This window comes from Bacteroides sp. HF-4919 (assembly GCF_018860125.1).
Window position 1 is genome coordinate 41,783 of sequence record NZ_JAHKNF010000009.1, and the last position, 17,731, is coordinate 59,513.

Consider the following 17,731-nt stretch of genomic DNA (forward strand, 5'->3'; position numbering starts at 1 on the left):
GATTATGATTCATTTAGAAGGTATAACCAAGAGTTTCGGTTCGTTGCAGGTGTTGAAAGGGATAGATCTGGAGATAGCCAAAGGAGAGATAGTAAGTATCGTAGGTCCCAGCGGAGCCGGAAAGACCACACTGCTTCAGATTATGGGGACTTTGGATAGTCCGGATACAGGTACGATAAATGTTGATGGTACGAACGTAAGCAAGATGAAGGAGAAGGAACTTTCTGCTTTCCGGAACACACACATTGGCTTTGTGTTCCAGTTCCATCAATTACTGCCTGAGTTCACGGCATTGGAAAATGTGATGATCCCTGCATTTATTGCGGGTGTGTCTACCAAAGAAGCTTCTATACATGCCATGGAGATACTTGATTTTATGGGATTGACGGAGCGTGCATCACATAAGCCTAATGAACTTTCGGGCGGAGAAAAACAACGGGTGGCTGTAGCTCGTGCATTGATCAATCAGCCGGCGGTTATTCTGGCCGATGAACCTTCGGGAAGTCTGGACACCCATAACAAGGAAGAACTGCATCAACTCTTTTTTGACCTGAGAAACCGGTTTGGACAAACCTTTGTGATTGTGACACATGACGAAACATTAGCAAAAATCACCGACCGTACGATTCATATGGTGGATGGAAAGATCATCTGATTATTCAAAACAGACGTAATGACTGATCCGTTCCAGATCCTGAGTCGTGAATTCTTCGTAAAGGGATAATTGTTTCAGGCTCTTCAATGTTCTTTTTTTCTTTCTGTATTCTACGATTACTTTGGCTTGATAAAAGTTGATATAGGGATGAGCTCTGAGTCGTTCAATGCCGGCTTTGTTGAGGTTTATTCGTTGAGTCGTTCCGGCTGTCACACAGAGCCAGGGACGGAGTTTATCCACATCGAGATGTATCTCTTCCAACTGGGCTATATCGTAGAATCCACCTAATCGTTTGCGATATCCTGTTATCATACGCGCAATCCCACTACCGATGCCGGGAATCTTTTTCAATTCTGTAGTATCTGCCTGGTTCAGTTCGACTACTGTTCCGGCTTCGTATTTAAAATCTTTCAGTGTATCCTTCTCCGCTTTCCGGATGTAGAGGTGAAATGTATCTTTTTGTTCTATGATCGGAGCTATACGGATATAAGGCTGGAGAGTGGCGTATTGTTCTTGTGTCAATCCATATACTTTCCGGAAGTCTTCTACCCGGCGGAATTTTCCTCCTTTATTTCTGTATCTGAGTATATTCTTTGCCATCCATGCAGGAATCCCTAAGTTGAGAAATCCTGTAGAATCTATTGTGTTAGGATCGAAAGGTGCCAGAACTATTTCCCGTCGGTGCCGGAAGTGGCTGTTGTGTGTATATCCTCTTTCTTTTTTTTCTTGTATGGAGGCCATGAACTCTGCATATTCCTTTTTGAATTTCTCAGTATCGTTCGTGGCGGTATTCTCTTTGTCGGGTATCAACCATCCGCCAATGAATATCAGCATACACAAAACGGCAAGTATCAGGATACCTTGCCGTTCTGTACGTGTAAAGTAAAAGAAGTCTTTCCACATTTTTATTTTAGCAGCCCCAGTTCATTGATGAAGATTACTGAAATGGCAATCGGGGCTACATATTTCAGAATAAAGATAATCAGTTTATAGATAGGTACTTTCAGTGTACCATTATTGGTTATTTCCGACCAGACAAGCTTCTTGTCCAGATACCATCCGGTAAAGATGGAGATAAGCAATCCTCCCAACGGCAACATCAGTTTGGCGGTCACGAAGTCAAATAAGTCAAACATGCCTAATCCGAATATGGTGAAATCTTTGGTAACTCCCAAAGAGAGTGAACAGAGTATCCCCAGCAGAATACAACCGGCAGTCACCAACCGGGCCGCTTTTCCCCGGGTAAAGTTGAATTCTTCGTGTAAGTAGGCCGTTACTACTTCATGCAACGAGATGGTAGAAGTAAGGGCCGCCAATGCCAACAATACGTAAAACATCACCGAAAAGATGTATGCCAGGACAGGTATTCCACTGAAAGCCTGTTGGAATACATTGGGCAGGGTGATGAAGATCAAGCTTGGACCTGCATCCGGCTGGATGCCTACCGAGAAAGCCGCAGGGAAGATGATAAATCCCGCCAGTACAGCTACAAATGTATCGATAATGCCTACACTGAAAGCAGTCCGGGTTAGGTTGGTGTCTTTGCTGAAATAAGAAGCATAGGTACATAGACATCCCATGCCCAGACTAAGCGAAAAGAATGCCTGTCCCATAGCTCCCAGAAACACGTTACCGTCCACTTTGCTGAAATCCGGTTTCAGTAGAAATTCGATGCCTCTGCTTGCTCCGGGTAAAGTGACGGAACATCCCACCAATACAAGAATAATGATGAAAAGGGTCGGCATCATAATTTTGGATGACTTTTCGATACCCTTCTCCACTCCTTTTACAATGATGAAGTGGGTAGCGAGTAAAAACAGAGTGAGCCACAAGGCCGGACGCCAGGGATTGCTGGAGAAGCTTTGGAAAGAAGAGATGAACTCTGCCGGAGTTTTACCTGCAAAACTATTGCTGACAGCCTCAAATATATACTCTAATGTCCATCCTGCTACTACGGAGTAATAGCCAAGAATAAGGAATCCTGCCAAAACTCCCATTCGCCCTACCCAACGCCATTGAGTGCCTGGAGCCAGTATCTGGTAGGCACGGGCGGTGTTGGCTTGTGAGTGTCGTCCGATTAAGAATTCGGCTATCATAATAGGTAACCCCAGTAGAAGGATACATCCCAGGTAAATAAGGATAAAAGCTGCTCCTCCATGATTACCTGTTTCATAAGGGAATCTCCATATATTACCCAGCCCGACAGCTGAACCTGCAGAAGCTAATATCACACCTAATTTACTACCAAAATTACCTCTGTCTTTTTTTGTCATAGAAAGCGTATGTTATCTTACAATTCGATAGATTTTATTGTTTTAAACGTGCAAATATAGAAAATGTTCCTTATATTTGCGACTCATCTGTAATTTATTTAGGTATGCTATCTTATATTAAGAAATATCCCGTATCGCTCTTTATTATTCTTGCGGTCATCTATTTATCGTTCTTTAAACCTCCTTCAACGGAGATCAGTAAAATTCCTAATATCGATAAGATTGTTCATATTTGTATGTACTTCGGCATGTCCGGTATGTTGTGGCTGGAGTTTTTGCGGGCACACCGTAGAGATCATACCCCGATATGGCATGCATGGGTAGGAGCTTTCGTTTGTCCTGTATTATTCAGTGGATGTGTAGAATTGCTACAGGAATATTGCACTACTTATCGCGGAGGAGATTGGTTGGACTTTGCCGCCAATACCACAGGAGCGGTATTGGCCAGTCTGATAGGGTATTTTGTGGTTCGTCCACGGATGGTAGCCCCAAAGTAACTTATTATAGGAACTCTACGACCGTACTTAGCTTAATGCCATTTGAGCCTTTAATCAGGATGGTGTAGCCTTGGGGTTTTTCCGTTTGCAAGTCCTTTATTAATTCCTGTGCGTTAGCATATGTAGGATAGGGAGGATTGGTTGATGCAAATAATTCTCCTACCAGCAGGACTTTTTCAAACGAACACTCTTGCAGGTATTCTACGATTTTATGGTGTTCGGCTGCGCTTTCTGCTCCTAACTCGCGCATATCACCTAATATCAGCATTTTCCGTTCCACAGTCATGTTACGGAAGTTCTGCAGAGCGGCCATCATGCTGGTCGGATTGGCATTGTAAGCATCTATAATCAGTGTATTATCCGCGGTCTTTTTTAGTTGCGAACGGTTGTTGCGGGGAGTATATCCGGCCAAAGCTTCATCTATCTTTGAGGATTCTACTCCAAAGAATCGTCCGATCGTGACGGCAGCCAGTGCATTCGGAAAGTTATATTCACCGATAAGTTGTGTTTGTACCTGATGTAAATTTCCATCTTTGCCTGCTTTCCATTCGAAAGTCAGGTAAGGAGAATTACCGGTTACGTGGCCGTTGACGTACAGCGAATTTTCACTTCCGTAAGGAATCAGGTTCAGCCCCCGTGAGATGTCCATCAGATAAACATTATCATGGTGGATGAATACGGTAGAATCATCCTTTTCACGGAGGTAGTCATATAATTCCCCTTTTGTCCGAATCACTCCTTCGAATGAACCGAAACCCTCTAAATGGGCCTTACCCACGTTGGTGATGATTCCATAATCCGGTTCAGCAATATGTACCAGAAACTTAATCTCTCCCGGATGGTTAGCCCCCATCTCGATCACTGCCAGGTCGTGTTCCGCCTTTAGGCGAAGCAAGGTCACCGGTACGCCAATGTGGTTGTTCAGGTTACCTTCCGTGTAAAGCACATTGTGGGCTTTCGCCAGAACAGCAGAAATCAATTCTTTAGTCGTCGTCTTACCGTTGGTTCCGGTGATACCGATCACCTTCGTACCCAACTGCCGGCGATGGTAATTGGCAAGTTGTTGCAGGGTTTGCAGACAGTTGTCCACAAGTATGATGTGTTTATTATCTTCCGGAGCATATTTCGCTTCATCCACCACAGCATAGGCACAACCGTCCTTCAAAGCCTGGGCGGCAAAAGCATTTCCGTTGAACGATTCGCCTTTCAAGGCAATAAACAGTGAACCTTCAGGGCAGTTACGGCTGTCGGTGGTCACTACGGCACAATCCAGGAATATCTGGTAGAGAGCAGAAAGTTTCATAATAATCCGTTTTTACGGAGGGTGTTGCAAAAGCTCATCACAGACTTTAGTAACACCCTCTTCTGTTGTTGCTGCAAAATTACATTTTCTATTTCAGATTATCATTAAACAGGAACGAATTTCGTTTGGTATAAGAAATGACGAGCATCACAATGCTGATACATAAATTGAATACAAAAGCAAACTGTTGGGATTTGATATGAAACACGGTCGACTGGAAGAAATCGATAATGAAAGGGCACAACAGGATGGCGAGGTAATTCATCGCCATCACAAATGCCAATGCCAATGTCACTTTGCGGGGGATTGCCGTGTGGGTTGTCTGATTGTAGACAACAGGTTGAATGACTCCGTATCCCAATCCTACCAAGATACATCCCGGAGCTATCATCCATTCCTTGGGTGAGATCCAGATCAGTGCCAGCCCGATGCCGATACTGAGGAAGCTGTAGAATTTAGTTTTCTCCTTCAGTGTACCAACGATGCGACTTAAAAAGAAGCCGGGAGCCATGATGGCCAGAAAAAAGAGTGAGATCATAATGCCGGAGTTACCGCTGGTGAAATGATATTCTTCCATCAGGAACGGCAGGTTGAAACTGACTACCAGTACCAGGAAAGTGGCAAGCCCGTAAACAGACATGATTCCTGCAAGATGGCGGATATGAATGCCGTATTTACTGTTTCCCGTATCTACATCCTCCTCTTGGCTTGCCGTATCTTTATCATTGGTAAGTGAGGTGCTTCCTTCGCTTGCCATGCTGCGTTGCAGATATACTGACAGGATAAGTGAGACAATCGGCAACAGGTAGACCACAAATGGCAGATGCCAGTTGACTTCAGCCAGATATCCGGTGACCACCGTAGCTATCACAAGGGTTATATTCGTAATGGCGGAACTTAATCCGAACTGTTTCACACGATATGAACCGGTGAAGTATTTTGAGATCAGGCCGGTGGACAACGGAACGATCAGCCCCGATCCTACTCCCAGTAAAGCACTTACAGCAATCAGTTGCCACATTTGTCCCGAAAGTAGATAAAGTATTCCGCTTAAGGCAAAGATGGCAAGCCCGGCTTGTAATAGATGTATGAAATTGACCCGTTCGGTCAGTTTGCCCGCCAGAAGGATAAATGGGATAATCAGTAGTGAGGGCAGAGACGAAAGCATCTGTATGTCCAGTTCGGTGGAGTGTGGAAAGATGACGGATAGCTTCCCCAAAATAGGAGAAACCGCCAGACCGGGTAGGGCATTCAGGGCCGAGATAGACCAGATGCCGATAAGGGTGATAAGGGGTATAGTCCCTTGGCCAGTTTGAATACGCATAGTTGTATAGGTATTATAAAGTTTAGGTGTGTAAAGAACAAACGATTCGTCAGAATGTTCGGCATCTAAGCAGCAGAAAGTGTGTTGGGATATCTTCCTGCAGGATTGAAGATAACTTATTAACTTTTCCGTTTCCCTCCCTTTTTAATAAACGCCAAATAATGTAAAACCGAAGAACTTTCATATCCCTTCGATGTTGTTGTGGGAAATTCGACGGGGAAAATCCCCATCGCCTAAACCTAATTAAAAATAAGAGTAATTATGGAAGATTTAAATTTCAGAAAAGGTGATGCTAAAACCGATGTATTTGGTTCAAACAAAATGTTGCAACCCTCTCCGGTGGAGAAAATACCTGATGGACCTACGACTCCGGAAATCGCCTACCAGATGGTGAAGGACGAAACTTTTGCTCAAACTCAGCCCCGTCTGAATCTTGCTACATTCGTGACTACTTATATGGATGACTATGCAACGAAGCTGATGAATGAAGCTATCAATATCAACTATATTGACGAGACAGAATACCCGCGTATTGCCGTAATGAATGGTAAATGTATCAACATTGTAGCCAACTTGTGGAATTCTCCGGAGAAAGATACCTGGAAGACAGGTGCGTTGGCTATCGGTTCTTCAGAAGCCTGTATGTTGGGTGGTGTTGCAGCTTGGCTGCGTTGGCGTAAAAAACGTCAGGCACAGGGCAAACCGTTTGACAAACCAAACTTTGTGATTTCAACCGGCTTCCAGGTAGTTTGGGAGAAATTTGCGCAGTTATGGCAAATTGAGATGCGTCAGGTTCCTCTGACATTGGACAAGACCACACTCGATCCGGAAGAAGCCTTGAAGATGTGTGATGAAAATACAATTTGTGTAGTTCCTATCCAGGGTGTTACATGGACAGGCCTGAATGACGACGTTGAAGCGCTTGACAAAGCCCTCGATGCTTATAACGCCAAGACCGGTTATGACATTCCTATCCACGTAGACGCTGCCAGCGGTGGTTTTATCCTTCCGTTCCTGTATCCGGAAACCAAGTGGGACTTCCGCCTGAAATGGGTACTCTCTATCAGTGTATCCGGTCATAAGTTCGGTCTTGTATATCCGGGTTTAGGTTGGGTTGTCTGGAAAGGTAAAGAATATCTGCCCGAAGAAATGGCTTTCAGCGTAAACTATTTAGGAGCTAACATTACTCAGGTAGGTTTGAACTTCTCACGTCCGGCTGCTCAGATTCTGGGACAGTATTATCAATTCATCCGTTTAGGATTCCAGGGTTACAAGGAAGTACAGTATAACTCTCTGCAAATAGCTAAATATATCCACAGCCAGATCGCTAAGATGGCTCCGTTTGTCAACTACTCTGAAGATGTAGTGAACCCGTTGTTTATCTGGTACATGAAACCGGAATATGCAAAGAACGCCAAATGGACTCTTTATGATTTGCAGGATAAACTGGCTCAGCACGGCTGGATGGTTCCGGCATATACACTGCCTTCTAAACTGGAGAATTATGTGGTTATGCGTGTGGTAGTTCGTCAGGGATTCAGCCGGGACATGGCCGATATGCTGTTGGGAGATATCAAGAATGCTATTACCGAACTTGAAAAACTGGAATACCCGACAACCACTCGTATCGCCCAGGAAAAGAATCTGCCGGTAGAAACCAAAGTGTTTAATCATACCGGTAAACCGCAAGTTGCTAAGAAATAAATAACATTATTGGTATGGACAAAAAAATATCTATTTCCCAAATAAAAGAGGTAGTACAACAGGCCTATGAGCAAGTCAAGGGTAATACCGGTGGTAAGAATGCCGATTATATTCCCTATCTTGCTAATATTGACAAGAACCTTTTTGGTATCAGTGTCTGTTTGCTGAATGGTCAAACTATTACCGTAGGGGATTTTGACTATCGTTTCGGTATCGAATCCGTATCTAAAGTACATACAGCCATTCTGATTCTCCGTCAATACGGGGCGCAGAAGGTGTTGGAAATGATTGGAGCGGATGCTACCGGACTGCCTTTCAATTCTATCATTGCCATCTTATTGGAAAATGATCATCCGTCTACTCCGTTGGTCAATGCCGGAGCCATCTCTGCTTGTTCCATGGTGACGCCGATTGGTAATTCCGATAAGAAGTGGGATGCGATTGTGCAGAATATTACCGATCTTTGCGGCTCTGCTCCACAGCTGATTGAAGAACTCTATAAGTCGGAAACAGCTACCAACTTCAACAACCGTTCCATTGCCTGGCTGCTGAAGAATTATAACCGTATCTATGATGATCCGAATATGTCGCTCGACCTCTATACCCGTCAGTGCTCTTTGGGAGTTACTGCACAGATGTTGTCGGTGGCTGCCGGTACGGTTGCCAATGGTGGTGTGAATCCTGTTACCAAGAAGCAGGTATTCGATGCCGAACTGACTCCTAAAATCACTTCTATGATTGCCACCGTAGGTTTCTACGAACATTCGGGTGACTGGATGTATACTTCTGGTATTCCTGCCAAGACCGGTGTAGGTGGTGGTGTGATGGGGGTATTGCCGGGCGTATTCGGTATTTCTGCCTTTGCACCTCCTTTGGATGGTTCGGGCAACTCTGTGAAAGCACAGTTGGCCATTAAATACATCATGAACAAGTTGGGGTTGAATGTATTCAATGGTGCAAGAGTAACCATTGTTGAGTAGTAGCGGTAACGCTTTACCGTTTTTTTGTTTAGGTTGCTCCGAGGGCGGTTTCCGCCTGAGGGGCAACCTTTTTCTTTTCACACATTGGCCCGGATCAAAGGAAGGGTGAAGATAAAACGGCATCCTCCTGTATAGTTCTTATCTATGATGAGGCTGCCACCTAACTTTTCTGCGATAATACGGCATATAGGGAGTCCCAGTCCGGTACCTTGAGAAAAGTCGTTCAGTTTGGCAAAACGCTCGAATACATATTCCTGTTGTTCTGCAGGAATGCCTTTTCCCGTATCGGTAACGGTGTATATGATCCGGCTTGGACTTTCCGCTATAGTGTAGGCCAGAATAATGCTTCCTCTATCCGTAAATTTAGCTGCGTTGTGTAGCAAATGGGTCAGCACTTGCGCTACTCTTGTCGGATTAGTCAATATGGTGAGCTGTCTGCATTGTGGCTCAAAGTAAAGGCTGACCCCCGGTTTCACAGAATCTCTTGACCGCTCGATACTTGTCTGGCAGCAATTGTTGATGTCGTCGGGTTTATTGTATGGCAATTCTTCCGACTGATCAAGATACGAAATGTCGAGTACGTCACTCACAAGCCGCAATAAGTTAGTGCTGCTTGTCTCTATGATAGAGGCATACTCTTTTGTTTCATCTTCGTTTTTAAAGTAAGCACTCAGTACTTGCGAGAATCCTACAATCGCATTCAACGGCGTACGTATTTCGTGTGACATACTTTGGATGAATGTTGTTTTCATCTGGCTTGCAGTTTCCGCACGTTCTTTGGCTTTGCGCAGCTCCTCACCGTTTTCTGTCAATTCCTTGTTCTGTTGTACCACAATTGCTTCCGACTTCTTTAATTTCTGATTCAGTTTAGAAATGCGGCAGAACATCATTGCTACTACTAACAGGACGACAACGAGTGAGATCAGGATTGTATAAATAGTCTGTAGCTTTTCCTCTTGCATGTGAAGCAGCAAATCGCTTTTTTCTTTCTGTAACTGTTCTACCTCCAGGATGGCGTAGAACTCACTGGTAGAGTTCTGTATTTCCTGGGTGCGTATCGAATCTGTAGCCAGGATGTAGTCCCGGTAAAATTGGGCCGCCCGTGCTCTGTCGTTCATTGCCCAGTAAATATTTCCTTCTTTTTGAGTGATGCTGTAGTTCAAGTATTTGTTTGAAGAGAGGGAGTCAGCTTTGATCCGGTCGATCACTTCGAGCGCTTTATTATATTCTCCGGTAGCCAGGTAATACTCAGTCTGTACATAGTATAATCCGTTTCTGTAGATGGTAAGTGTTTTGTCCTCTTCGAATAGTTGTTCCATCTTCCGAAGTATTTTCTTCGCTTTATCGTATTCTTTCGTTTCGATGTAGTACAGAATGTAAGCCTTGTTTATTGTAAAATTCTGATAGGCACTTTTTATCTTTTTGCTTCCTTCGTCCAGCGCTTTTTTGGCATCCTCAGGTTGGTGCAATTCAAGGGCACACTGGGCAAGCGATGCGTATTGGGTAGGCAGGTTGATGTCTTCTATTCCGTTTTGCTCGATAAGCTCTATTTGTTTTTTGAAATTCTCATATGCCAGTTTGGGATTCGACTGAGTCATATAAATGGTTCCCAATGCCCGATAACACTGTACGATTCCGGGGATGAAATTATCAGCTTCGGCCGACCGGAGCATTTTTTGCGCCTCATAAATGGCCGTACTGGTTTGATGTTGCTTTATGTAATAAGTAATCAGCCGGCTTCCCCAGGCAAAATAGAAGTATTTCAACTGGCCATTCTGTTTGCTTATCTTTTTCACGTTCTCTACTTCAATCAGAATGCTGTCGAGATCATTTTTATAATAATAATAGTCCAGCTTCAGCGAAGCGGCAACAGCTTCCATGTGTCTGTCCTTTTTCTGTTTTGACAGGCGGGCAAGGGTATCGTTTATTTGCAGGAAGGCCGGACTGTTGATTTCTGCCTTACATTTTAAGAAGTAGCTACGCAAAACGCTGTCCGTCTTTGTAAGCGTGTGTTCAGCTCTTGTCTGATATTGAAAGCAGAACAAAACCAGTATAGGTAATATGATGTGACGGCATAATTTGATAAACATTGTTTCAGTAGTCTTGATACCTGCAAAGATAACTTTATTTTTAGTGTGCAGATAGCATAGGGACATTTATTTTTCTTTATCTTTGCGACAATCAACTGTAAAAACAGAAAATGGATTCAACGATTCTCAAAAGTCTGAATGTAAACGGACGTTTACTCGATCTTTCCACTCCGCAGGTCATGGGAATACTCAACGTCACGCCCGATTCTTTTTATGCAGGCAGCCGTAGCCGGACTGAAGCCGAGATCGCTGCGCGTGCATGTCAGATATTGGATGAAGGTGCATCAATTATTGATATCGGTGCTTATTCGTCACGTCCCAATGCCGAGCATATCTCACCGGAAGAAGAGATGCAAAGGCTGCGTACCGGGCTGGAAATATTGAACCGTAATCACCCGGATGCTATTATTTCCGTGGATACATTCCGTGTCGAAGTGGCGCGGCAGTGTGTCGAGGAGTATGGAGCCGCCATTATCAACGATATTTCGGCGGGTGAGATGGACGAGCAGATGTTCCCAACCGTAGCCCGTCTGAACGTACCCTACATCATGATGCATATGCAGGGCACTCCCCAGAACATGCAGAAGGAACCCCACTATGAAAACTTGTTGAAAGAGGTTTTTATGTATTTTGCACGGAAAGTCCGGCAGTTGCGTGATTTGGGAATGAAAGATATTATTCTTGATCCCGGTTTCGGTTTTGGCAAAACACTGGAGCATAATTACGAACTGATGGCACATCTGGAGGAGTTCGGTATCTTCGAATTGCCTTTGTTGGTAGGAGTCTCGCGCAAATCGATGATTTATCGCTTGTTCGGAGCTACTCCGCAAGAGGCACTCAACGGGACGACTGTGCTCGATACGGTGGCATTGATGAAGGGAGCCGATATACTACGTGTCCATGATGTACGTGAAGCAGTGGAGGCGGTCCGGTTGATTGAAAAACTGAAAAGCGTATCGTTTCATTCCTGATATCCGAATATTTAACTCTTAATATTTTAATCCGTGTTTTTTGAATTTGGCATAAAAGATTTTATTGATATCCTGTTGGTGGCTTTCCTGCTTTACTATACATACAAGCTGATGAAAGCCTCCGGATCTATCAATGTGTTTACCGGTATTCTGGTGTTTATCCTTATCTGGCTGGTTGTTTCGCAAGTGCTCGAGATGAAACTCCTCGGTTCTATTTTCGATAAGTTGGTAAGCGTGGGAGTATTGGCACTGATCGTTTTGTTTCAGGATGAGATCAGGCGTTTCCTTCTCACGCTCGGTTCGCATCAACATGCCAGTGCCTTGGTACGTTTCCTTACCGGAAATAAAAAAGAAAAACTTCAGCATGATGATATCATGCCCATCGTGATGGCCTGTATCAGTATGGGAAAGCAGAAGGTGGGGGCCTTGATCGTGATGGAACGTAATGTCCCTCTTGACGATGTCATTCGTACCGGTGAGATTATCGATGCCAATATCAACCAGCGCCTGATAGAGAATATTTTCTTTAAGAACAGTCCTTTGCATGACGGTGCAATGGTAATCAGTAAGAAGCGTATCAAAGCTGCCGGATGTATTCTTCCTGTGTCACATAATTTGGATATACCCAAAGAACTGGGACTCCGTCATCGGGCAGCAATGGGCATATCTCAAGTCTCGGATGCTTTAGCCATTATCGTTTCCGAAGAAACCGGAGCAATTTCTGTAGCATGGCGCGGACAGTTCTATCTTCGCCAGAGTGCTGAAGAACTTGAAAGTCTGCTGACAAAGGAAAGCTAAATATCACGCTCTCATACAAAAAATGCATTTCGATCTTCCATCTTCCACCTTTTAAGAATCTTGGTTCTGATAAACAGACTCTTAGCGGGTGGAAGATGCTGTTTTTAAGGGCTTTTATCTTCCACCCCTATCTTCCATCTTCCACCCTTCATTTTAGTAAAGGAAATAAGCGTAATCTATTTATATATAGCATGATGGGTGGGCTGTTCTTTCTGCTTATACCTATAAAAGCATTTTGTTTTCCTTAGTATCTTTAGCGAAAATGGTCTGAATCTTATCCGGGCCCGCATGTCTGTGCCCATGAGCCCGGGTACGTGGGCCGATAAGCCCCGGTATGCGGGCCCATGAGCCCACGTATGCGGGCCGGAGTAAAGATCGTATGAAAAATGGTAATTATCTTGTTCATAAAGGTTTATGATATGGGGGAAATCAAGTTGGTCTCTTCCTTATTTGTGCAGGGGGAAAGGTCTTTGGGAAATTGTGTGAAGAGTAATGAATCAATAGTGTATTTGCATGTAGCTCAGTTGGATAATGCCGGACTGTTATTGATAAGATTTATAGATGAAACTGGAGGTAGAAAAATTATATTTTATTTGCAATCAACTCTTTTTTTGATTTTCTTTGCAAAAGAAAATGATGAACAATGAAATTTATCTATAGTATCTTATTTGCTTTACTTTGGATAGGGGTTACAATTACTTTTGGATCCTATCTTTATCGTATGGGTCTGCCTATTGTAAATGCAAGTGCACAAAAACTCTTGTTGCGTACAATTGATGAAGACTTGGAATGTAGATTCCGAAAATTGAATCCCAATCATGCGTACGCTACCGGAAAGAAACAAACAAAGCATAAGAAAGTAACCCTTACAGATAAAAGTGGGACTTGCAATGTATGTCAATTTGCCATTGATACTGTTTATACGGATACATCTTTTATACAGAAAGCCAAGCAATCTTTCCTGATAGAACGAAACCCTATTCATGTAGATTCTCTGAATCAGAAATGGCAGTTGAAACTTCGTATGGATGGAATCTGTGCTAAGACCGGAATAAAACTAACAAATTCTCTAAAGAACGGAGAGCGGATATCAGTGTCGAGTGGGTTAAATGAACCTGATTGTTTTTTATTAGCCTATAGTACAGGAGTCGGTTATTGCATAAAAATGGATGCTTTTATAAGACCTTTTTGGGTGGACGTTATTTTAAAAGCGCATTGGAATAATATTCGTACTTGGTGTTATGTCCTTTTCTCACTGATCTTTTGTTTGTTTTATATTCCGAGTGTTCGTCTCTTTCTTGTTCGAATTTTATCCGGGTCCAGAATAGAAGATGATCATGTTGAATCGTCGCAACCACTTGCTCAACAAAAAAGTGAATTTGTTTGGGAAGTCAATGGACTTACATTTGATTATCTGCAGAGGAGTATCACTTATCGTAAACAGACTTGTATACTCCGAAAACAAGTTGCTGAGGTATTGCTGGCATTTCTTAAAGCACCCGGCCATTTGCTGTTGAATGAAGATTTGAAAAAACTATTCTGGAAAGAATTAGAGGATGTAGATTCTTGTATGGAACGCAGGAACCGACTGATTACTGATTTACGTACTGATTTAAGGAAAATAGGGGCTAATCTTGGTGTTACTTTGGTAAATGGAGGCTATCAACTCCACTTTCGTTCAGAAAATAGTAAGAAATCAGTGAAAAATCAGTGAGAAATCAGTCTTTCTCACTGGCGGTGGGCGGGATAAGCCATACCTTTGCAAAAAAACATAGAGTATGAAAAACGCAAAAATTACTATTGGACTTATCGGGCTATTGCTAATAGGTCTTGTTTCTGTGAGAAAAGAAGGAAAGGTACAAGAAGCCGGTTTACTATTGCAAAATGTGGAGGCTTTGGCTACAGGAGAGTCGTTTCCGGATGGAGAAATAGCCTGTTTCGGTGACGGATCTGTGGACTGTCCGTTCACATATCTGAAAGTTGAGGTAGTATACCGTGAAGAATAATGGGCCGTCCCATTAAACTTATCGGCTATTTATGCTTTCTGATGGCACTTTGCTCATGTAAAGAGACCAAAGAGCAGCAAATATCCCGTTTGATTCACGAATGGGAGGTAGAACGATTGTCTATCCCGCTGATTGATATAACATTCAGTGTTTTGGGAAAGGGCAGTGCCGACTATTCGTTTCCTCAAAATGAATATACCATAATGATTTGCATATTTCAAAGGGAGAAAAGGAAGCTTCAATACACATACACAGACTTGCAACCTTTGTTAATGAAGCTCCTCATACCCCATCATTATCAACCAATACGAAAGGAGGTGATGTGTGCAAAAGTAGCAAATTTTATCAAAACAGGAAAAAGTTTTTGATTCCACCTTAAGAGGAATGAGTGTCATGTTTTGGCACAAATGTCTATAATTTTTCCACATGTCGTTTAATAGTATGTAAACCTATGCAGAAACAGTTTTTTTTTATAGTAATTTTTTCATGCTTATTGTCGAGCTGTAATTTGAGGGATAATACGAATATCTCAACATTCGATAAGGTAATAGAAGTAAAATGCGAACAATCAGATACAGAATTATTGATTAATATGGGATGGATTGGTTGTGTTGATACTTTTTTAGTAATGACCCATATCGCCCAAAAGGACTTTTGCAGTGTATATTCGATACCTTCAGGAATGAAAAAAATATATGCTTATGGATCTTTAGGAAATGGTCCGGGTGAATTTCTTCAACCGATGATTACATACGCTCATGAAAACACATTTGGTTTGAACGATATCAATACGCAAACTTTGGCTGTAATGTCTTTGAATGATAGTAAAGATGGTATGGTTATTAAAGAGTTATCAAGAAATAGAGTACCTTATAAGCGTAAGAAAGGTGAACTAAATCCGGCAGATTATAACTTTGTGAAATTGGATGACAGACATTTTGTTTCGCTATTATGCGGAAAAGATGGAAGTTTCTTTTCGCTGTTAGATAGTAATTTACAACCATTACAAAGATTTGGAAATTCTCCTATTGAAGGAGAATTGTCTATGCAATCGTCACGAATGAATTTAAAGGGGTGTTTATCTGCTTATGAGGGCAATATGGTATTTACTCCTAACAAATTGCCATACCTTGCAAAATACCATTTGGAAAACGATGTCATGATAAAAGATTGGAGTTTTTATTTTGATAAATCTTTTTATGAATGTAAAAACAGCGACCTTCTGTTTAGTAAAGAAAGAAGTTTTGGACAAGTATTAGATTTAGCAATGGATGACAAGTATATTTATGTATTATATTTAGACCAGCTATTAAGTGATTATGATTTTAAAGACCCACATAAATCAATGGCAAACAAAATATTAATTTTCGACTATAAAGGATTGCCTATTGCAAAATTATTATTAGATAAAAGAATATACCGGATAGCTTTATGCACGAAGTTGCATAAAATAATAGGATTGGGTAATATGCCTGAACCTACTTTAGTATCGTTCGATAACATTCCATAATTTCAGAAGAGAGTGGGGCATTTCGCTGCGACTAAGTCCCTATATTCAAATTTATCATTTGGTCCTGTTAAGCATCATTTGTATCATTGTTAGGTATATCATGGTTTGTGAAGTTTCTGGAAGTACTTCGTTGTCTTTACTGAGCCTTCTAAAACTTTCGAACCATGAAAAAGTTCTGTCCACAATCCATCTTTTGGATGGTACTGTGAACTGTTTGGCGGCATCAGGCCTGAGTATGTTTGCAGTGTGAATAACTACCACCGGAATTATGCCAAGCGTATCAATGTGATGAGAAGTTCTTACAGTTTTGGAATCTATGGGGCTGATAGCTTTGCCAAAAGCTTTTCGGACCGATTCTCGGAGATGGTGCATCAACTCCTCAAAGACTCTTTCCAACTTCCATTTACGGAAATAGAAGTAAATGGTTTACCAAGGGCCAAATTCCTTGAGAAGCATTCGCCACTGACAGGCGGTCTTAGTAAGGTACAGCATAGCATTTATCATCTTACGTAAAGGATGTTTTCGTTTCCTTTCTTTGGTTTCTACTATATTTTTTATAACTTACCACTGTTTATCAGTTAGGTTGGTTGGATAATTACTCATAACTTATGTTTTGGTAGCCATAAAGTTAAGAAATGATATTTAATTAATCTGCTGATAAATAATATGTTATATTAATGTTTTATAATTCAAAAACAGCTTCTAAATATCTTAAAAACAATAATTGTGAATAGAAAGAATTGTCAGTTTTTTTTTTCGCTATCATGATAGTCGTTTGTTATCTGTTTTTTTATTCAGATGCAGTTCGGGTGTTAATGACGGAAGTGGTGAGTAAAAGTCTTGCTGCTTCTAAAGAAATTTATTTTCGATCGGCTAAAATTGATTCGGTATATAGGAAGCATGAGGGGTATAAATACTTTCGGTTTGTGAAGAAGCTTGATGATGTGGAATTATCAAGTAACCTTGTTGAAGGCTCAGACTTGGTACTGGTTATAGTTGATGATAGATATAAATTACCTGATTGTGAACATTTGGTTAGTCTTTCTGCCGATGCATTTCCATTTGTTCTCCTAGATAGTGAAGAGGATGTCTCTTTTGTTGTGTCATGTGTGGTGAAAGATTCGTTATATCGTTATCGGTTGAAAAGAGAATAGAAGGAAGGAAAGAGCTGACTGTTGTGTGGTGATGGCATTTACTGGTTGTTTTGAATTTATTGAATCATCACAACTGCCAGCTCAACAAAAAGGTGAATTTGTTTGGGAAGTCAATGGACTTACATTTGATTATCTGGAGAGGAGTATCACTTATCGTAAACAGACTTGTATACTCCGAAAACGAGTTGCTGAGGTATTGCTGGCATTTCTTAAACCCGATCATTTGCTGTTGAATGAAGATCTGAAAAAACTATTCTGGAAAGAATTAGAGGATGTAGATTCTTGTATGGAACGCAGGAACCGACTGATTACTGATTTACGTACCGATTTAAGTAAAATAGGGGCTAATCTTGGTGTTACTTTGGTAAATGGAGGCTATCAACTCCACTTTCGTTCAGAAAATAGTAAGAAATCAGTGAAAAATCAGTGAGAAATCAGTCTTTCTCACTGGCGGTGGCCGAGATAA

18 protein-coding genes and 2 pseudogenes are annotated in these 17,731 nt (G+C 42.0%); 13 read left to right on the forward strand and 7 right to left on the reverse strand.

All coding sequences use genetic code 11. The features are described from left to right. Window positions 1–4: 4 nt before the first annotated feature. The gene (locus tag KO473_RS15615; protein ID WP_005779045.1) at window positions 5–655 is read left to right on the forward strand and encodes an ABC transporter ATP-binding protein; all 651 of its coding nucleotides are present in this window, start codon (window positions 5–7) and stop codon (window positions 653–655) included. Here the strand turns inward: KO473_RS15615 and KO473_RS15620 are convergent, their stop codons facing one another. Both KO473_RS15620 and KO473_RS15625 read right to left on the reverse strand, forming a co-directional pair. Continuing rightward, window positions 656–1,558, reverse strand: coding sequence for a helix-hairpin-helix domain-containing protein (locus KO473_RS15620; RefSeq protein ID WP_122130415.1), 903 nt, complete (start codon window positions 1,556–1,558; stop codon window positions 656–658). A gap of 2 nt (window positions 1,559–1,560) precedes the next feature. Beyond that, complete coding sequence (locus KO473_RS15625; RefSeq protein ID WP_005811883.1) at window positions 1,561–2,928, reverse strand: sodium-dependent transporter; 1,368 nt, start codon at window positions 2,926–2,928, stop codon at window positions 1,561–1,563. A 104-nt stretch (window positions 2,929–3,032) separates the two neighbouring features. On the opposite strand from KO473_RS15625, the gene KO473_RS15630 reads away from it, so the two are divergent. Next, complete coding sequence (locus tag KO473_RS15630; RefSeq protein WP_122130414.1) at window positions 3,033–3,425, forward strand: VanZ family protein; 393 nt, start codon at window positions 3,033–3,035, stop codon at window positions 3,423–3,425. 4 nt (window positions 3,426–3,429) lie between these two features. Here KO473_RS15630 and murF read toward each other — a convergent pair whose 3' ends face one another. Together murF and KO473_RS15640 are read right to left on the reverse strand one after the other, a co-directional pair. Continuing rightward, window positions 3,430–4,728 carry a UDP-N-acetylmuramoyl-tripeptide--D-alanyl-D-alanine ligase gene (gene murF, locus KO473_RS15635; protein ID WP_122130413.1) on the reverse strand — a complete coding sequence of 433 codons (1,299 nt, stop codon included), beginning with the start codon at window positions 4,726–4,728 and terminating at the stop codon, window positions 3,430–3,432. A gap of 88 nt (window positions 4,729–4,816) precedes the next feature. Further along, window positions 4,817–6,052, reverse strand: a complete 1,236-nt coding sequence (locus KO473_RS15640; RefSeq protein WP_005779036.1) for an MFS transporter — start codon at window positions 6,050–6,052, stop codon at window positions 4,817–4,819. 261 nt (window positions 6,053–6,313) lie between these two features. Between KO473_RS15640 and KO473_RS15645 the strand changes: the two genes are divergently transcribed. Both KO473_RS15645 and glsA read left to right on the forward strand, forming a co-directional pair. Continuing rightward, window positions 6,314–7,756, forward strand: a complete 1,443-nt coding sequence (locus KO473_RS15645; RefSeq protein ID WP_005779031.1) for a glutamate decarboxylase — start codon at window positions 6,314–6,316, stop codon at window positions 7,754–7,756. A 14-nt stretch (window positions 7,757–7,770) separates the two neighbouring features. Next, a complete protein-coding gene (gene glsA, locus KO473_RS15650; protein WP_005822914.1) occupies window positions 7,771–8,736 on the forward strand; it encodes a glutaminase A in 966 nt (321 codons plus the stop codon). 77 nt (window positions 8,737–8,813) lie between these two features. Here the strand turns inward: glsA and KO473_RS15655 are convergent, their stop codons facing one another. Beyond that, a complete protein-coding gene (locus KO473_RS15655; protein WP_175636595.1) occupies window positions 8,814–10,826 on the reverse strand; it encodes an ATP-binding protein in 2,013 nt (670 codons plus the stop codon). Window positions 10,827–10,936: 110 nt separating this feature from the next. Here KO473_RS15655 and folP point away from each other — a divergent pair, with 110 nt between their 5' ends. From folP to KO473_RS15685, 7 genes and pseudogenes are all read left to right on the forward strand, one after another. Continuing rightward, window positions 10,937–11,797: a dihydropteroate synthase gene (gene folP / locus KO473_RS15660; RefSeq protein WP_122130410.1), complete on the forward strand. Its 861-nt coding sequence runs from the start codon at window positions 10,937–10,939 to the stop codon at window positions 11,795–11,797. 33 nt (window positions 11,798–11,830) lie between these two features. Further along, complete coding sequence (gene cdaA, locus KO473_RS15665; RefSeq protein WP_005779023.1) at window positions 11,831–12,595, forward strand: diadenylate cyclase CdaA; 765 nt, start codon at window positions 11,831–11,833, stop codon at window positions 12,593–12,595. A gap of 419 nt (window positions 12,596–13,014) precedes the next feature. Beyond that, window positions 13,015–13,242 (forward strand): hypothetical protein, encoded by a 228-nt coding sequence (locus KO473_RS15670; RefSeq protein WP_005811873.1) that lies wholly within the window; start codon window positions 13,015–13,017, stop codon window positions 13,240–13,242. Continuing rightward, window positions 13,239–14,309 carry a hypothetical protein gene (locus KO473_RS15675; protein ID WP_005779016.1) on the forward strand — a complete coding sequence of 357 codons (1,071 nt, stop codon included), beginning with the start codon at window positions 13,239–13,241 and terminating at the stop codon, window positions 14,307–14,309. Before KO473_RS15670 ends, KO473_RS15675 begins: the two co-directional genes overlap by 4 nt. Window positions 14,310–14,373: 64 nt before the next feature. Continuing rightward, window positions 14,374–14,601 carry an NVEALA domain-containing protein gene (locus tag KO473_RS15680; protein ID WP_005779008.1) on the forward strand — a complete coding sequence of 76 codons (228 nt, stop codon included), beginning with the start codon at window positions 14,374–14,376 and terminating at the stop codon, window positions 14,599–14,601. Further along, window positions 14,601–14,807 (forward strand): annotated as a pseudogene (locus tag KO473_RS23805) (hypothetical protein); the annotation flags it as partial. The gene KO473_RS15680 and the pseudogene KO473_RS23805, both read left to right, overlap by 1 nt. 245 nt (window positions 14,808–15,052) lie before the next feature. After that, complete coding sequence (locus tag KO473_RS15685; protein ID WP_005779014.1) at window positions 15,053–16,111, forward strand: BF3164 family lipoprotein; 1,059 nt, start codon at window positions 15,053–15,055, stop codon at window positions 16,109–16,111. Between the two features lie 54 nt (window positions 16,112–16,165). On the opposite strand, the gene KO473_RS15690 is transcribed toward KO473_RS15685, so the two are convergent. Continuing rightward, the gene (locus KO473_RS15690; RefSeq protein WP_122296863.1) at window positions 16,166–16,483 is read right to left on the reverse strand and encodes a transposase; all 318 of its coding nucleotides are present in this window, start codon (window positions 16,481–16,483) and stop codon (window positions 16,166–16,168) included. Between the two features lie 54 nt (window positions 16,484–16,537). Next, window positions 16,538–16,615: a transposase gene (locus tag KO473_RS23810; protein ID WP_080546258.1), complete on the reverse strand. Its 78-nt coding sequence runs from the start codon at window positions 16,613–16,615 to the stop codon at window positions 16,538–16,540. A gap of 260 nt (window positions 16,616–16,875) precedes the next feature. On the opposite strand from KO473_RS23810, the gene KO473_RS23815 reads away from it, so the two are divergent. Together KO473_RS23815 and KO473_RS15700 are read left to right on the forward strand one after the other, a co-directional pair. Continuing rightward, window positions 16,876–17,265, forward strand: a complete 390-nt coding sequence (locus KO473_RS23815) for a hypothetical protein (RefSeq protein ID WP_032537638.1) — start codon at window positions 16,876–16,878, stop codon at window positions 17,263–17,265. Window positions 17,266–17,317: 52 nt separating this feature from the next. Beyond that, a pseudogene (locus tag KO473_RS15700) lies at window positions 17,318–17,695 on the forward strand (hypothetical protein); the annotation flags it as partial. Window positions 17,696–17,731: the final 36 nt, after the last annotated feature.

Coding starts and splice junctions, on each gene's coding strand:
- KO473_RS15615 (WP_005779045.1), top strand. CDS start 5: ATGATTCATTTAGAAGGTATAACCAAGAGTTTCGGTTCGTTGCAGGTG.
- KO473_RS15620 (WP_122130415.1), bottom strand. CDS start 1,558: ATGTGGAAAGACTTCTTTTACTTTACACGTACAGAACGGCAAGGTATC.
- KO473_RS15625 (WP_005811883.1), bottom strand. CDS start 2,928: ATGACAAAAAAAGACAGAGGTAATTTTGGTAGTAAATTAGGTGTGATA.
- KO473_RS15630 (WP_122130414.1), top strand. CDS start 3,033: ATGCTATCTTATATTAAGAAATATCCCGTATCGCTCTTTATTATTCTT.
- murF (WP_122130413.1), bottom strand. CDS start 4,728: ATGAAACTTTCTGCTCTCTACCAGATATTCCTGGATTGTGCCGTAGTG.
- KO473_RS15640 (WP_005779036.1), bottom strand. CDS start 6,052: ATGCGTATTCAAACTGGCCAAGGGACTATACCCCTTATCACCCTTATC.
- KO473_RS15645 (WP_005779031.1), top strand. CDS start 6,314: ATGGAAGATTTAAATTTCAGAAAAGGTGATGCTAAAACCGATGTATTT.
- glsA (WP_005822914.1), top strand. CDS start 7,771: ATGGACAAAAAAATATCTATTTCCCAAATAAAAGAGGTAGTACAACAG.
- KO473_RS15655 (WP_175636595.1), bottom strand. CDS start 10,826: ATGTTTATCAAATTATGCCGTCACATCATATTACCTATACTGGTTTTG.
- folP (WP_122130410.1), top strand. CDS start 10,937: ATGGATTCAACGATTCTCAAAAGTCTGAATGTAAACGGACGTTTACTC.
- KO473_RS15670 (WP_005811873.1), top strand. CDS start 13,015: ATGGGGGAAATCAAGTTGGTCTCTTCCTTATTTGTGCAGGGGGAAAGG.
- KO473_RS15675 (WP_005779016.1), top strand. CDS start 13,239: ATGAAATTTATCTATAGTATCTTATTTGCTTTACTTTGGATAGGGGTT.
- KO473_RS15680 (WP_005779008.1), top strand. CDS start 14,374: ATGAAAAACGCAAAAATTACTATTGGACTTATCGGGCTATTGCTAATA.
- KO473_RS15685 (WP_005779014.1), top strand. CDS start 15,053: ATGCAGAAACAGTTTTTTTTTATAGTAATTTTTTCATGCTTATTGTCG.
- KO473_RS15690 (WP_122296863.1), bottom strand. CDS start 16,483: ATGCACCATCTCCGAGAATCGGTCCGAAAAGCTTTTGGCAAAGCTATC.
- KO473_RS23810 (WP_080546258.1), bottom strand. CDS start 16,615: ATGATAAATGCTATGCTGTACCTTACTAAGACCGCCTGTCAGTGGCGA.
- KO473_RS23815 (WP_032537638.1), top strand. CDS start 16,876: ATGATAGTCGTTTGTTATCTGTTTTTTTATTCAGATGCAGTTCGGGTG.